General features: G+C 35.5%; 10 protein-coding genes and 1 pseudogene. 5 read left to right on the plus strand and 6 right to left on the minus strand.

Annotated features, from left to right (window positions below):
- Positions 1–41: 41 nt before the first annotated feature.
- The 3 genes from lolE to lolC are packed head-to-tail and all read right to left on the minus strand — an operon-like array spanning position 42 to position 3193.
- Positions 42–1280 (minus strand): lipoprotein-releasing ABC transporter permease subunit LolE, encoded by a 1239-nt coding sequence (gene lolE, locus A9G24_RS08775; protein ID WP_065638672.1) that lies wholly within the window; start codon positions 1278–1280, stop codon positions 42–44.
- Between the two features lies 1 nt (position 1281).
- On the minus strand, positions 1282–1998 hold the full coding sequence (gene lolD, locus A9G24_RS08780; protein ID WP_065638673.1) for a lipoprotein-releasing ABC transporter ATP-binding protein LolD: 717 nt from the start codon (positions 1996–1998) through the stop codon (positions 1282–1284).
- Entirely contained in the window at positions 1991–3193 is a 1203-nt protein-coding gene (gene lolC, locus A9G24_RS08785) for a lipoprotein-releasing ABC transporter permease subunit LolC (protein ID WP_065638725.1), read from the minus strand. The genes lolD and lolC overlap by 8 nt, the downstream gene beginning before the upstream one ends.
- A 158-nt stretch (positions 3194–3351) precedes the next feature.
- Here lolC and mfd point away from each other — a divergent pair, with 158 nt between their 5' ends.
- From mfd to A9G24_RS12530, 4 genes and pseudogenes are all read left to right on the plus strand, one after another.
- Positions 3352–6810, plus strand: a complete 3459-nt coding sequence (gene mfd / locus A9G24_RS08790) for a transcription-repair coupling factor (protein WP_065638674.1) — start codon at positions 3352–3354, stop codon at positions 6808–6810.
- Between the two features lie 36 nt (positions 6811–6846).
- Positions 6847–8355 carry a YdgA family protein gene (locus tag A9G24_RS08795; protein ID WP_065638675.1) on the plus strand — a complete coding sequence of 503 codons (1509 nt, stop codon included), beginning with the start codon at positions 6847–6849 and terminating at the stop codon, positions 8353–8355.
- Positions 8356–8656: 301 nt separating this feature from the next.
- On the plus strand, positions 8657–9940 hold the full coding sequence (locus A9G24_RS08800) for a YdgA family protein (RefSeq protein WP_065638676.1): 1284 nt from the start codon (positions 8657–8659) through the stop codon (positions 9938–9940).
- Positions 9941–10026: 86 nt separating this feature from the next.
- Positions 10027–10232: pseudogene (locus A9G24_RS12530) on the plus strand (S-methylmethionine permease); the annotation flags it as partial.
- A gap of 111 nt (positions 10233–10343) precedes the next feature.
- On the opposite strand, the gene A9G24_RS08805 reads toward A9G24_RS12530, so the two are convergent.
- Positions 10344–12053, minus strand: coding sequence for a hypothetical protein (locus A9G24_RS08805; RefSeq protein ID WP_141673129.1), 1710 nt, complete (start codon positions 12051–12053; stop codon positions 10344–10346).
- Between the two features lie 812 nt (positions 12054–12865).
- Between A9G24_RS08805 and A9G24_RS08810 the strand changes: the two genes are divergently transcribed.
- Positions 12866–14458 (plus strand): ABC-F family ATPase, encoded by a 1593-nt coding sequence (locus A9G24_RS08810; RefSeq protein ID WP_065638678.1) that lies wholly within the window; start codon positions 12866–12868, stop codon positions 14456–14458.
- A 102-nt stretch (positions 14459–14560) separates the two neighbouring features.
- On the opposite strand, the gene A9G24_RS08815 is transcribed toward A9G24_RS08810, so the two are convergent.
- A complete protein-coding gene (locus tag A9G24_RS08815; protein WP_141673130.1) occupies positions 14561–16018 on the minus strand; it encodes a hypothetical protein in 1458 nt (485 codons plus the stop codon).
- Between the two features lie 423 nt (positions 16019–16441).
- A complete protein-coding gene (locus tag A9G24_RS08820; protein WP_218056276.1) occupies positions 16442–16750 on the minus strand; it encodes a hypothetical protein in 309 nt (102 codons plus the stop codon).
- Positions 16751–16879: the final 129 nt, after the last annotated feature.

Below are 16879 nucleotides of genomic sequence, written 5' to 3' on the forward strand. Positions count from 1 at the left end.
ATGATAAACAATCAAACAGTGCCTTTTTATGCAGCTCAATTCTAGAAACTATTTAAGATTCGAGCTGGTTCGACTTTACAAGCTCGCCTAGCGGGATAATAGCTGGCAATTAAGCTAAGTAACATGGAAGTTATAAACACTACCAACACATCAAATAGATGAATTTCCGAGGGTAAAAAATCGATAAAATAGATATTACTATTTAAAATTTTGTGCCCCATTAATGACTCAACAATTCCCATAATATTAGACAGTTGCCAAGACAATACCACGCCTAAAATTACCCCGATTAAGCTACCAATTAATCCAGAAATCACCCCATACCAAATAAAAATATATTTAATTAGTTGGTTGGTTGCACCTAGCGTTTTTAATATAGCAATATCGCGCTGTTTATCTTTTACGGCAATAACTAAAGTTGATACAATATTAAAACAAGCAACGCCAATAACCACAATCATGGCCAGATACATGATTTGCCTGATCATTTGAATATCACGATACATAAAGCCAAATGAGTTTTCCCAACTATTAAATGATAGGTTTTCTTCTAGATTCAACGAGGCTTGTCCAATAATCTGATTAGCTTGGTAAACATTATTTACATTAATCATGATCCCTGTGACACTGTCACTTATATCAAGTAACTTTTGTGCATCGGTTAAGGGTAGTAAGGCGACATTATTGCTTAAACTACCGCTTAACTCTAATATACCTACCACCTGCAAACGAACCCTTTTCGGTGGCTTAAGTTGGTTTGGAGTACTCGAAGCAGGAATTAATAAAGAAACCCATCCTCCTTCGCTCACCGACAAGCTTTTGGCAATTCCCGCACCAATAATGATGCGTTGGCTATCAGGTTTGAAATCTTGCCATTTATTATTCAGCACATAATTAGGCAGTGCACTGATTTGCTTTTCTTGTTCAGGATCAATCCCTTGTACTTCAACAGCACCGAGTTTACTACCATTTTCAATAAGCCCAGTAAAACTTACAAAGGGTACTGCCGATACAATATTGTTACTGTTTGTAAGCTCTTGTTGCACATGACGCCAATTATCTAAATTGCCATATTCTGGATATAATTGACCATGCGGTACGACCGATAAAACACGATTATGTAGCTCCCGCTCAAAGCCATTCATAGCACTTAACCCAATAATTAATGCAGCAATACCAATAGCAATACTGAGTGTTGAAATAATCGAAATTAACGACACCATACCACTTTTGCGACGTCCTTTCCGAAATTTGAGAGCGGTAATTAAAGATAAATTCATATTAATTATCCATTAATTGATTATCTGATAATGCGCTATCAGAAAGTTGCCCATCTCTCATTACCCATTGTTTATCAAGTTTATTGGCTAATTCAAGATCATGTGTAACAACCAAAAACGCGGTACCGTGTTCACGGTTTAATTTAATCAACAGTTCAAAAATAGAATCTGCCGTTGATTTGTCAAGGTTACCCGTTGGCTCATCAGCCATCACTAAGGCTGGGTTATTAATTAATGCACGCCCTATTGCCACGCGTTGACGTTCCCCTCCCGAAAGTTCAGAAGGTCGATGATGAGCTCGTTTGACTAAGTTAACTGACTCTAGCATTGCCATAGCCCGCTTTTTAGCTTCATTTGGCGACACACCGCCAATTAACAATGGCATCGTCACATTTTCAAGTGCCGTAAAATCAGGCAATAAATGGTGAAATTGATAAACGAAACCGATTTCTTGATTGCGTAGACGTGCCTTTTCTTGTTCAGATAATTGACTTAGCTGATGAGAATTAAAGATAATCTCGCCTGAGGTTGGTTTATCAAGTCCACCAAGTAAATGCAATAAGGTACTTTTACCTGAACCGGAACTCCCAATAATGGCGAGTAATGATTTTGGATAAATATCAAACGAGACATTTTTTAATACCTCGGTCACCATTTTGCCTTCTTTATAAGTTTTATAAAGATTTTTAGCTGAAAGCAATTTTTCTGTATTATTCATAACGTAAAGCCTCGGCAGGTTGGATATTGGCGGCGCGATATGCAGGATAAAGAGTTGAAATTAAAGATAACATAAGCAATCCGATAATAATAAAAATAATTTGCGTTGGTTCAACCAGTGACGGTAGCAAAATACCCGCTAAAGATAAACCTAACACTTGCATGATTTCATTTAAGTTAACAGCAAGTAGCAATCCTACGGCACTACCTAATAGTGTACCGATTACGCCCGAACTTGCGCCTTGAATAATAAAAATTAACATAATTTTAAATCGTGATAGCCCTTGAGTTTTTAAAATAGCCACTTCACCTTGCTTCTCCATCACCAGTAAGCTTAACGAGGTAATAATATTAAAAGCGGCTACAATTACAATCAGGCTAATGAGTAATCCCATGACGTTTTTTTCCATTTTAATGGCTTGGAATAATTCACCACGTTTTGCTCGCCAATCGTTAAACACTAAGCCTTCAGGTAATTGAGTATTTGTTACTGATGCAATATCAAGTGGTTTGTCTAGAAACAGACGCCAACTGCTAATCATATTGGCTGGATAACGTAATAGATTTTTAGCGTCAGATCGATTGACATAAATAAGCGCTTGATTGATGTCATGGTTAACAGAAAACAACCCTACAATGTTAAATAAACGTTGCGACGGAATACGACCAACTGGAGTGATTTGACTGGCATCTGTCACCATTAAGCGAATTTTATCACCAACGGTTACGCCTAATTGATTGGCTAATGTTTGTCCAATAATGACATTGTACTGCCCCGCTTGTAGATCAAATACCGATCCGCTATAGATATAATCATTGATAGGATCATTATCTTCTGATGTAATCCCCATCAACGTACTCACAGTAATACTTTGTTCACTTTGTAATACCACATCGCTAGTGACTAAAGGCGTGATACGATTAACGCCTTTAATCTTTTCAAATGATGAACTAGGATTAGCATTTGGATCAAGTCTACCTTTAATAGAAGTGATTTGCGCCTGTGGAAAGAATCTTAGAATACTGTTTTGCATCTGGTCTTCTAATCCATTCATCACAGATAACACAACAATTAGACCAATAGAACCCAGCATAATACCAATCATCGACAACCATGATACGAAGCGACCAAAGCCATCCGTTTTTTGGCCATAGACATAACGCAAACCAATATAAAATACTAATGGACGAAATATTTTTGACATAAACGTATATATTACCTGAAACTTTTTGACAAAGTTTTGCTAGTTAAATGCAAGGTGCTTATCATACAGGATTAAACAGTTATAGAAAACAACCACGTACTTACGTTATAATCTGGTGATAATTTTTCAACGATATCAACAAATTCATCATGCCTAAAACAGTTAATATTTCAAACATAATTCCCCAAAAGTCAGGTGAAGTAAAGCAAATTGGGCAGCTTGTTGGCTCATCCTTATCACAATTTTGTGCCCAAGCAATAGACGCGCATGAAGGTTTAGTTGTGATTGTGACCGATGATATGCAACAAACCTCGCGTATTCACGAAGAACTTAAACAATTTTCACCATTTCCTTCTATTATCTTTCCTGACTGGGAAACATTGCCTTATGATAGCTTCTCGCCCCATCAAGATATCGTATCAGAACGCCTGTCTTGCCTTTATCATCTTGGACATTTAACCAAAGGGGCATTAATTTTGCCCATTAATACCTTAATGCAAAAAGTTTGCCCACAAAGCTATTTGGGTGGACACGTGTTTATGATGAAAAAAGGCTTACAAATTAGTCGTGAACATTTACGTCTTCAACTTGAAAATGCTGGTTATCGCTCAGTCAGCCAAGTAATGGAGCATGGCGAATATGCCACTCGTGGTGCTTTGTTTGATATCTACCCTATGGGCAGTGATAAACCCTATCGTATCGATTTTTTTGATGATGAGATCGACAGCATTCGCACTTTTGATGTTGAAACGCAGCGCACCTTTGATGAAATCGCTGAAATACAATTGCTACCAGCGCACGAATTTCCTTTTGATAAAACGGCTATCGAACTGTTTCGTAGTCAATGGCGAGAACAATTTGAAGTCAGATTAGATGCAGAAAGTATCTATCAACAAGTGAGCAAAAATATTTTGCCAACGGGTATTGAATATTGGCAAGCACTGTTTTTTAACGAACCATTAACACCACTATTTTCTTATTTTTTAGCTAATACCTTAATTATCAATACTGTTAATATTGAGCAATATGCTAATAAGTATTGGCAAGACATTACTCAGCGTTATGAAAGTCGCAAAGTCGATCCTATGCGACCATTACTTGCACCAAGTGTTATTTGGTCTAAAACTGACGAAATTTTTGCCAATTTTAAAAACTATCCAAGAATGGTTGTATCGCATGTGGCAACAACTGAATCAAGTAAAAATATTAATTTACCTTATGCAACATTGCCTAACATTGCTATTGAGATCCAACAAAAAGATCCTTATTTGCAATTTCAAAAATTTGTTGATGATTTTTCAGGAAAAATCATCTTTTCGGTTGAATCAGAAGGACGCAAAGAAGCTTTACAAGAAATTCTTGGCAGAATTCGTATTCATCCAACTACCATCAAGCAGCTCGATGAACCCAACAATGCGAATAGCCGATTTTATTTAATTGTTGGTGCTAGCGAGCAAGGTTTTATTAATCAGCAAGATAATTTTGCGTTTATTACCGAAAATGAGTTACTAGGTCGACGTGTTATTCGTCGTAAAAAAGAAAGTAAACTAGCCATCAATACCGATTCACTTATTCGAAGTTTAGCTGAACTCACACCAGGTAAACCCGTTGTTCATTTAGAACATGGTGTCGGTCGCTATGCAGGGCTCACCACATTAGAAACAGGCGGAATTACGGCAGAATATCTCATTTTGTTATATGCTAATGAAACCAAACTTTATGTGCCAGTTTCGTCATTAAACTTAATAAGTCGTTACTCAGGTGGCGATGAAGAAAACGCCCCACTGAATAAATTAGGCACTGATGCTTGGAGTAAGGCTCGGCAAAAAGCGGCCGAAAAAGTGCGTGATGTCGCAGCGGAGTTACTCGATATCTATGCTGAACGTGAAAGCAAACCTGGATTTCAATTTCAACAAGACCGTGAGCAATATGAACTATTTTGCCAAGGATTCCCTTATCAAGAAACTGATGATCAACAAAATGCTATTGGTGCAGTCATTGGCGACATGTGCTCGCCTTATGCCATGGACCGATTAGTCTGCGGTGATGTGGGTTTTGGTAAAACCGAAGTTGCTATTCGTGCTGCGTTTTTAGCCGTGATTAATCATAAACAAACAGCTGTTTTAGTGCCAACAACCCTGCTTGCTGAACAACACTACGAAAGCTTTTGCGACCGTTTCGCCAATTGGCCTATCCGTATAGAGAGTCTGTCTCGCTTCAAAACAGCCAAACAACAAAAAGCCATTATAGAAGCTCTTGGCGAAGGCAAAATTGATATTGTGATTGGTACGCATAAATTGCTACAAGAAGATATCAAATGGAAAGATTTAGGTTTACTAATTGTTGATGAAGAACACCGCTTTGGCGTTCGTCAAAAAGAACGCATTAAAGCAATGCGAGCAAATATCGATATTTTAACGCTAACAGCAACCCCAATTCCACGAACGCTAAACATGGCAATGAGTGGTATGCGAGATCTTTCGATTATCGCAACGCCACCTGCTCGACGACTGGCGGTAAAAACCTTTGTTCGAGAATATGATGATCTTGTGATTAGAGAAGCCATTTTACGTGAAATTTTACGTGGTGGTCAGATTTATTATTTACACAATGACATCTCTGATATCGAAAAAGTCAGCGAAAAACTGGCAGAACTGGTGCCCGAAGCACGCATTACCATTGGACATGGGCAAATGCATGAACGCGACTTAGAACGTGTGATGAATGACTTTCATCATCAACGCTTTAACATACTTGTTTGTACTACCATTGTTGAAACCGGTATCGACATCCCTAACGCCAATACTATTATTATTGATCGTGCCGATAAATTCGGTTTAGCTCAGTTGCATCAACTCAGGGGGCGAGTTGGACGTTCTTACCATCAAGCCTATGCTTATTTATTAACGCCACACCCTAAATTACTCACTAAAGATGCTAAAAAGCGCTTAGATGCGATCGCCTCCCTAGAAGATTTAGGTGCAGGTTTTGCCTTAGCTACGCACGATCTTGAAATTCGGGGTGCAGGCGAGCTATTAGGTAGTGATCAAAGTGGACAAATTGAAACTATTGGCTTTAACCTTTATATTGAACTGCTTGATGATGCGGTCAAATCACTAAAAGAAGGCAAAGAACCCACACTGGAATCATTACTTAATAGCCAACAAACCGAAGTAGAATTAAGATTGCCAACATTAATCCCTGATGACTTTATTCCCGATGTCAATACACGCTTATCACTATATAAACGTATTGCAAGCATCACCGATCTTGCCGAACTCACTGACATTCAAGTCGAAATGCGTGATCGCTTTGGTCAATTACCCGATGCCGTGCTGTTTTTATTAGAAACCACCAAAATCCGTTATCATGCAAGCCAATTGGGCATTACCAAAATCGAATTTGGTGAAAAAGGCGGTTATATTGAATTTGGGAGTGACAACAAGGTATCGGTCGATTATTTAATTGAAATAATTCAAAAAGAACCAAAAAATTATCGCCTAGAAAATTCAAATCGATTAAAATTACAAAAATCAGAATTACAACGCATCGATCGCATTGAATATATTAAAAATTTATTGGTTGATTTTGCAAAACATCAAGAATAATATTTTGAAATATCATGAATAATTAAGAGAATCATAATGAAAAAAAGCACGCTTGCTATAGGAATCATTGCTGTATTGGGTATCGTTTATGTAGGTACATCATGGTACACTGGTAACATGATTGAAGATCATATCGACAACCAATTAGCCCAAGTCACAAACAAAGTTAATCAGATTCAAGACCTTTTCACATTTTCCGTTACGAAAAGTCATTATGAAAAGGGTACCTTTTCAACTAAAGTACACCTAACTGTGACAGTGTCACCAAATGAATCTACTATCCAAGATGCTACCCCAAAAACCTTATTTGATGACGATGTCACTATCCATCATGGCCCCTTCCCTATTGCTGCGCTTGCCAAAGGGACTTTTTCCCCACAAATGGCTTGGTTAGAATATGAAATGAGCCAACAAGCTAATCCAACGCTTTGGAAACTAGCCGGCAATCGGCCGTTTATTAGTGGGCATACAGGTATGAGTTATGGCGAATATATCACCGTTAAACTTGCAAGCAAAGCGATTAAAGCCTCGCAAAACGAAATCCCAACCATTCATGATAGTATCTTAGATATCAGTAACGGCAGTTATACATTTAGTAGCTATACCAATGGTTCTGATATCAAGGCGGAAATCAAACTGGATAAATTAGTTTTTCTTTCTGACGATACCCATTTTAACTTTGATGACTTTAATCTGTCATTAAAGCCACTCAGTACAACAGAAGACATCGATTATGAATTGAATATTGGCAATATTAAATACAGTTTTGATAGTTTTATCTCAAAAGGGAATTTTGATGTCAACAATTTCAAATCCAAAGGTCGCGTTAACTACAAAAATCAAAATATTGATGAGCAAAGCAGTATTGATAAAATTACATTAAATATGAAATCATCCACCCCAAAAATCGAGTCGGTAATTATTAATAAAATCGTGATGAGTCAAAAAAATGTCTTAAATGACACCAACAATACGATTGAGGGTTCGCTTGTAAGTAGTATTGGTTCGATTATTTATGGTCAACAAAATCTGGGCAATGGATCGCTTGATATTAACTTCAAGGGGGTTGATAAACAATTTTTCAATTATCAATTTAAAACACATGCTCCTGACATAAGTGAAAACGACAAACATAATATCGAATTTTCGTTAAATAAATTCAATTGGCACAATGCTGGTGGCGATATCAATGTTAACTTTTTGTTTAATATATCAGATATTAATAACGCAGGTATTAATGAAAAAGATTACGACAAAATCAACACATTTAAATTCAAGCTTGAAGCACCATTTGACGTGTTAGCTCGTTTGTCAGCACAAATCGAAAACCCTAACGCTAGCCATGTTACAGCAGAACAAATTGCAAAAGAAAACTTTGTAATCAAAACCAAATCAAAAAAGCTTTTTAGTCAATCCCCATTTTTTACCTTTAATAAAGATCAAACAGAAGGTTTCTATTCTGATGTGCAGTACACAAAAGGCAGTCAAAACGTAAATGTAAATGGGCAATTACTAGATAAAAAGGATTTTTTTAAAAATTTATAATTTGTTTTTGTAACACTCATATAGTTGTTATTTTGGTTAACTTGGCGATTACTTTAAACTCAAGCTTAATGGTTAATAATGTATTCACTATAATACAGTAAGGTATCAATTTAAACTTGTGTTAAATGCGTTTTACAAAAAGTCAAAAAACTATCGCCTAAAAAGCTCAAATCGATTAGAATTATAAAAATCAGAATTACTATAAATCTATCGTATTGAATATATTAAAAATTTGTTGGCTGATTTTACAACTTATCAAAAATGATAATTTAAAATATAATGAATAACTAAGAGAACTATAATGAAAAAAAACACACTTGCTATAGGAATAATTGCTGTATTAGGGATTGCTTACGTAGGCACTGCATGGTACACCGGTAACATGCTCGAAAATCATATCGACAATCAATTGGCACAAATCACAAACAAATTTAACCATAGTCAAGACGATTTTGTGGTGTCCGTGATAAAAAGTAATTATGAAAAGCATATCTTTTCAACTAAATTACATTTAACCGTTACAGCATCATTGCAAAATGCTACAGGAGAAAATGCTCAACCGGAAACCCTATTTGATGATGATGTCACTATCCATCACGGTCCCTTCCCTGTTGCAGCTCTAGCCAAAGGAACCTTTGCCCCTCAGATGGCTTGGTTAGAATACGAAATGACCGAACAAGCCAATCCAACACTTTGGAAACTATCGGGTAATCAGCCGTTTATTACTGGGCATGCAGGTATGAGTTATGGTGAATATATCACCGTTAAATTAGCAAGCAAAGCGATTAAGGTCACTCAAAACGAAATCCCATTCATTGATGGTGCATTTGAAATTGGAAAAGGTAATTACACCATTAGTAGCTATACCTCGGGCTCTGACATTTCAACTAAAGTTGAAATCGATAAAATTTCATTAACCTATCCTATATCATTAAGATCAAATCCTGTCTCGATTGTTATCAATAAATTTGTTATGGACCAAAAAAATGTCTTAAATAACGCCACCAACACCGTTGATGGTTCGTTTTTTAGTCGTGTTGATTCAATTATTTTTGGTCAACAAAATCTGGGTAATGGTTCATTAGATTTTGACTTTAAAGGTCTTGATAAACAACTTTTTAGCAATCAATTAGGAATGGATTATCCTGACTCCGGCAATACTAACAAAAAACACAATATCCAATTTTCGTTGAATAAATTCAATTGGCATAATGCTGCCGGCGATCTTAATGCTAACCTAAAGTTTGATATTTCTGAAGTTGATAGCTCAGCCATTGATAAAGCTGATTACGAAAAAATCAATTCTCTTAAATTAAAGCTGGAAGCGCCATTTGATGTGTTAGCTCATTTGTCAGCGCAAATTGAAAACGCTAATGCTAACGAAGTAACACCAGCACAAGTTGCTAAAGCAAAACAAAATCTACAATTTATGTCGGCATTTTTAGTCAGTAACGCTAAATTTTTAACTTTAAGCAATGACAAAACTCAAGGTATCTATTCTGATGTTAGCCTAACCAAAGATAGTAACGAAGTTAGCGTAAATGGAAAAACAATGACAAAAGAAGAATTCTTTGATCACTTATAGCTCGCCAATTGCTTTATCAAACTAACCTATTCCGCCTATTATTCAGGCGGATTTTTATTTTTATAACTAAAACAAAAAGTATACTTATGAATATAAGTTCATCATCTATAACCGAAAACCAATTCAAACGCACCATGAAAACTCGACATCTTATTATGCTATCACTTGGTGGCGTTATTGGTACGGGTCTTTTTTTAACACTGGCTACATTATTGCTACCGCAGATGCAATTGGCACAATTATCGCATATTTAATTGGTGCATTAGTGGTCTACCTAGTCATGTTATGCCTTGATCATTTTTTCTAGTACGATGCCCTTCGCGGCTAAGAAAATAGCTAATGGAAATTGGATTGTTTTATTGGTGGTTTTATATACCACCAATAATAGGTTTTATATGTCTTTTTATGGCGTAACACAGACAGCGCGATAAGTTGAGAAAGAAAAATCCCCGAAAACACGGGGTGCGCCAACATTCGATATTACCCACAATGCTTTTCCGTTATAACCACCACTTGATGACACATTTGCGCTCCAATACATATAGCTATCCCAATCGGTGCCAGTATAACCATTGCATTTGGATGCGCCACCAAAGCCTGCAGCATTCCAATCATTGACTATACATCCCCATTCATTCAATATTCCCCCTATCCATCTTCCTCCAGTTTGGTAACTCAATTGACGAAGAGCAGCCCATTTCTCCCGTCCAGGTATCCCACCTAACCAACCAATGTCACTCCTATTAGTGTTCGTATAATCATTCATATCAGGTATTCGGTAACCACTACCTAAACTACGACAATAATTCCTGACAGCCGTTTGAGCATCTGTACCATTTCCTGTTCCATTATATACAATCTTAGGCTGTGCTATATACCAGCGCATTAGCCTGAATTCATATAATAATTTGCTTTTACTGCTATCTGCATACAGTCTAAAGGTTACAGGGTTAAAGCTTTTATCATTTGAGTTATAACGTGGTCCTTTTAACGTTATCTTCAAACCTGGTTCGCTATACCCATATGGTTTAGGTCCATAATACGAATGCCCCCATCTTGGCGTATTTTCGGTGCTTAGTATTAAACTGACATTCCCCCCTTCTTCTGCACTTACTATACTGCCATTGGCTGCTAATACTTCTGCTGGGGTTACACCTTCAAATAACAAATAAAAATACAACCCATGCGATCCTGTACTTGGAAAGTTATTTCTTTTTATGCTTGAATAATTTTCATAATTTCCACTATTTGATATGCTCAATACTTTGTATCCCTTCCAAGCAACCCATGTCTCACCATTTGCATCTTCATCATGAGGACCGCCATAAGCAGTGTTATCATGAGCCAAATTTGGCTGTGCATATAATACTGAACAAGGGGTCATATTATTTCTATGCGGTTTAATATAATAAGTGTGCTCTATTGCATCAAAAGTACTTTTATTAGGTGAACCATACCGTGTTAATAATTCACCGGAGGTTGCTTTTATCGTTAATTGATAATTTGCAGCACATGACGTACTTAATAATTTGGTTGGATTTGCTTTTACGTTTGCTGTTATATCGTTACCCATATTATCTTGCCACTTTACAGTTATACTTCCTGTAGCACTTATATCACCATCGCCATCATCATCGCCCCAATAATTGTATGAAGTACCAATTAAACTATTTAAATCAATACTTGGGTAATAGCTATTTCCTGATGTTGGTAGTGGCACCACTGTTTTTATATCACTAAACTTTTTTATACTTTGTGGTAGCTCTATCGGTTTTATAAGGCTTGATAAATCTTCATTTGCTTTTATCTCCATTTCATCTGCTAAGGTTATTGCAAGTAATGCTTCGGTGTTTTCTGCCTTAGTTAATCCACCATCAAAGGTTAGATATGGTGCATTACCATTGATTACATTACTGGTTGTCGCACTTAAGGCATTTGCTATGTTGATATTGGCAGTTAAAAATAGGCTTATAACAATAAATAATAGTGTGATAGGAAAATAAGATAATAAAAACCTTGCAGGTTTTATAAGTAAATTTAAATTCGAATTTAATACTAAATGAAAAGATATTAGCGAATTAATAATGCTCACCACCAATAAATTACGTCTCATTTTCAATCCGAAAAATAAACCCAAATGATGGCTAGCTATTAAACAACATTTTAACATGCTTCCGATTCCTTTTTCATGATATATATTTGTTTTAATTTTAATTTTAATTTTAATTTTATATATTCAATATAAAGTATAAATAGATTAAACGGGTTTTGCAAATTTGAAATTAGGGAATTTGTTAAGGAGTGTAAAAAGATAATTATTGATTCACTAGGGCGCTTTTTGTCTGTGATGAAAATCCTGAGAATTTTGTCAAAAAGTTTCAGGTAACTATGTGTTTAAGTATAAAAAGTGATTGAGTATAAAATTTAAATTTTGTCAGGATTGCATTGTCGATACTTTTCAACAACAAATCAATAATCTTCAGATGTTGTAAAAGATTAGTGCATGTTACAATAAAAATTATTTATGTAGCGCATTGATTTTATTTAAATAATCTTAATCGCAATCAATGGGTTATACGGTATATCAAGTGATTATATTTTTCCCCAATAAACCTGCAATCAAAGGTAAAATATATTTTAGGAATGCTTCACGTTTTTGACAGTAATTTGAGAAACGACTAACGTCTTGTAAATTTTAGGGAATTATTTTAATCATAAAATGTAAACATCACGAAATTTTATTATATTTTACAATATGTTAAGAATTAAATTAAATATACCCTTTCTAAATGCCGTTATCTAAAACAAAGATCCTCAAAAATGATTAATTATGGCATAATGTGCGCCAATTTATATTTTCGCGACGTCATGCAAAGGCTAATTATTGCTTTTGAGCAAAACGCATTTTAAAGAGAGTCAATTTTCGTGTTAAGTACAAATAACATCACAATGCAATTTGGCAGTAAGCCATTATTTGAAAACATCTCGGTTAAATTTGGCAACGGTAATCGTTATGGTCTAATCGGCGCTAATGGCAGTGGTAAATCTACCTTTATGAAAATTATTGGTGGCGATCTCGTGCCTACATCAGGTAATGTGGCTTTAGATCCACATGAAAGACTCGGTAAATTACGCCAAGATCAGTTTGCTTTTGAAGAATTTACTGTCCTTGATACCGTAATTATGGGACATACCGAATTATGGCAGATCAAACAAGAACGGGATCGCATCTATGCACTCCCTGAAATGAGTGAAGAAGATGGCTTTAAAGTTGCTGATTTAGAAACCCAATATGCTGAAATGGATGGTTACAGTGCCGAATCTCGGGCTGGCGAATTATTATTAGGTGTTGGTATTCCAATTGAGCAACATTACGGATTAATGAGCGAAATCGCACCAGGTTGGAAGTTACGGGTATTATTAGCCCAAGCCCTATTTTCAAATCCAGATATCTTATTACTCGATGAACCAACCAATAACTTAGATATTGATACAATCCGCTGGCTTGAAGATACCTTAAATCAACGCGAAAGTACTATGATTATTATTTCGCATGACCGCCATTTTTTGAATATGGTCTGTACCCATATGGCAGATTTAGATTATGGTGAATTGCGCATCTATCCGGGTAACTACGACGATTACATGACCGCATCAACGCAAGCGAGAGAGCGTTTGTTAGCCGAAAATGCCAAAAAGAAAGCACAAATTAGTGAACTGCAATCGTTTGTTAGTCGCTTTAGTGCCAATGCATCAAAATCAAAACAAGCAACATCACGCGCAAGGCAAATTGAAAAAATCAAACTTGAAGAAGTCAAAGCTTCTAGTCGACAAAATCCATTTATTCGTTTTGAGCAAGATAAAAAGCTATTTCGTAATGCGCTTGTTGTTGAAGACCTTACCAAAGGATTTGACAATGGCCCTCTTTTTAAAAATCTTAAGCTCATGGTTGAAGTGGGCGAAAAAGTTGCTATTTTAGGGACTAATGGTATTGGTAAAACCACATTATTAAAAACGCTAATGGGCGAACTAACTCCTGAGCAAGGCGATATAAAATGGTCTGAAAACGCAAATATTGGTTATTATGCGCAGGATCATGAATACGAATTTGAAGGCGATTTAACGGTATTTGACTGGATGAGCCAATGGAAACAACCAAACGACGATGAACAAGCCGTGCGTAGTATTCTAGGTCGATTATTATTTTCACAAGACGATATTAAAAAACAAGTTAAGGTCTTATCTGGTGGTGAAAAAGGACGTATGTTATTTGGTAAATTGATGATGCAACGTCCTAATATTATTGTTATGGACGAACCAACTAACCATTTAGATATGGAATCTATCGAATCACTCAATATGGCATTAGAGCTTTATCAAGGTACGCTATTTTTTGTTTCGCACGACCGTGAATTTGTTAGCTCACTGGCAACACGCATTGTTGAAATCACCCCAGAAAAAGTAATTGATTATACGGGTAATTATGAAGATTACTTGCGTAGTCAAGGAATTGAATAATCATTCATTAATAAAAATAGCCACAAATACCAATGTGGCTATTTTTTTGGTTACCAATAATTTTTATTGTTTCACTCTACGATAAAATATTATTTATCATTACTATTTTCGACAAACTGGAGTGCAACCATCATATTTAAGCAAATTATAACCTACATAACCGCTTTCCCTATCAATACCAAATATAAGCGCATTTGTATATACCTGACTACTCCACGTACATCCAACAGATGCTCCAAAACCACTATTAGGGTATCCTTTATATAAATTTCCCCATTCTCCGTAAAATGTACCGTCAATATCTCGCGATAATCTTGCTTCTCGATTATGATACCATTCAGGAAATAGACCTATGCCATGCCCGGTTACGGCAGTTGCTGCGCTAGGTGCATTGGTTAATTCACTTGGCGAATAAAAATAACTTGCCGCTTCTTCTGCACTAATCATCCCTAAATCACGTCCAGCACAAGCATTAGCTGCAGGGAAAATACCATTTCCAGTATCTAAATACTGCTCTGTTTTATATGGTGTTGGAGGAAGTGCGCGTATCCATTTATTAATGGTAAAAGAATAAATAGACGTTTTTGAAGGCGTTATTATATTGGGTTTTGTCCTTGCTGTTAAGATTACATTAAAAGGTAAATTGGGATGAACAGATGAATTAAAGGTAACAACACCTTCACTTCCTGCTACATTACTTATCGAAACTAAATTCGGATTACTTGATGTATAAATATAATCACTCTGTTCGTTACTCATTCTTAAAGTAAATTTTGCTTGATCAAAAGCCGTTGTCGGAAACTTAGTAGAAGCCAAAGCAGAAAACCCTTCATTAGGGAAGAAAACTTTAGGGTTATAACCGCCAATAAATTTGCAATTTGTCGTATTGGTACAAGTATTTTTGTCAATGCCAGAAGCATCATAAATTTGTAAACTAGCAGGCTTTATATAACAAATTTTGAAATCATCAACTTTTATTGTATATGTTTTGCTAAGACTGCCATAAGCATGTTCAAATGGTATGCCATATTGAGATTGCGCTTTAATATTATCAGCGCTAATCGTCAATTGATATGGGCTTTTACATGAATCTAAATTGTTTTTTAATTCATCAGCAGATAACGTTCTTATCGTACCATCTGGCTGTCGATAACGCCAAGTAGCAGTTAATGTACCAGTTATTCCCATAGTTAAATGAGCGAAATCACCATCATCATCACCATAACTTACCCCCACAACATTTGATAAGTGATTTGGTTGTCCATCAGCAACAACTTTCGTAATAAATTGATTAAATTTGTCCCCATCATGCGCATAAATTACTTTGTTCATCGAGGGATCAATGACTACGGAACCAGAGGAACTATCGGATTTTTGAAAACTTAATAAATCAGCTAACTCATTAATAGCAGAACCATTTAATTTGATATAAGGAGCAGAACCTTCAATTGTTTTTATTGTCTTTGTAGATAAAGCAGCATGACTATTAGTAATAGCTAATAATGTCATAAAAACTAAAAAGATGAAATTTATCACCTCAATTTTTTGTACTTTTATCAATTTAAGATCATAAATAATGTATTTATGGTGATTTTTATAAACAAATAATAAATTTTCGAGGGACTTGCTTGGTAATATTCTTTTACAAAAAGAATAAATTAATGTTGTGTTGTGTTGTGTTGTGTTGTGTTGTGTTGTGTTGTGTTGTGTTGTGTTGTGTTGTGTTGTGTTGTGTTGTGTTGTGTTGCTCTACTCTGTTCATTCTACCATAACCTATTTAATTTATCAAGTCCTTGTTTAATATAATTTTTTATATGATGTATCGATTAATTTTTATAGAACGGTTTTGTTTTAGATAAAAAAGAAACATAATAACTCACTAAAACAAGCTTATATTGTAAATAAAAAATGATATCATTCAAATATAAAACACTGACCTTTTTGTTAAGTTTTGTAAGGACTGGCTCGCATATCTTTTTTATATTAACGACTTGCATAAATGGAAATAACATCGCCAGAATCAATATCTATATCAACATTTATATCATCTATGACTATTCCGCCAGCCCCAACGTCCATCCAATTATCTTGTGTTATCTCTCTCGAATAAAACCTTATTGTATAACAACTAACCCCATTATTTATGCTTATATAATTATCAAATGATATATAAAAATGATCAATATCGTATTTATATTTGGTCACAAATTCGCTTTTCTTTGCTGCTTCTATCGCTTTGAATAAAAAAGGCGTATATTTTTTATCAAGCTCAAAAATAGTGTCTTCGCTCAATATGTAAGCCCCCTTACCGAAATAGTGGACTGTAATTGTTTAGATAATAGAATTAGGCTAATTGATTTACACCAACTTATATTAGCATATTTGATCATTTTAAGAAAACATAAGTACAATAGATTATAA

The sequence above is a fragment of the Gilliamella sp. App6-5 genome (assembly GCF_001690525.1).
GTDB lineage: Bacteria > Pseudomonadota > Gammaproteobacteria > Enterobacterales > Orbaceae > Gilliamella > Gilliamella apicola_H.

Excerpts from the sequence above, each read along its gene's own strand:
- A9G24_RS08800 (WP_065638676.1), top strand. The coding sequence starts at position 8,657 with ATGAAAAAAAACACACTTGCTATAGGAATAATTGCTGTATTAGGGATT.
- mfd (WP_065638674.1), top strand. The coding sequence starts at position 3,352 with ATGCCTAAAACAGTTAATATTTCAAACATAATTCCCCAAAAGTCAGGT.
- A9G24_RS08805 (WP_141673129.1), bottom strand. The coding sequence starts at position 12,053 with ATGAGACGTAATTTATTGGTGGTGAGCATTATTAATTCGCTAATATCT.
- lolE (WP_065638672.1), bottom strand. The coding sequence starts at position 1,280 with ATGAATTTATCTTTAATTACCGCTCTCAAATTTCGGAAAGGACGTCGC.
- lolD (WP_065638673.1), bottom strand. The coding sequence starts at position 1,998 with ATGAATAATACAGAAAAATTGCTTTCAGCTAAAAATCTTTATAAAACT.
- A9G24_RS08795 (WP_065638675.1), top strand. The coding sequence starts at position 6,847 with ATGAAAAAAAGCACGCTTGCTATAGGAATCATTGCTGTATTGGGTATC.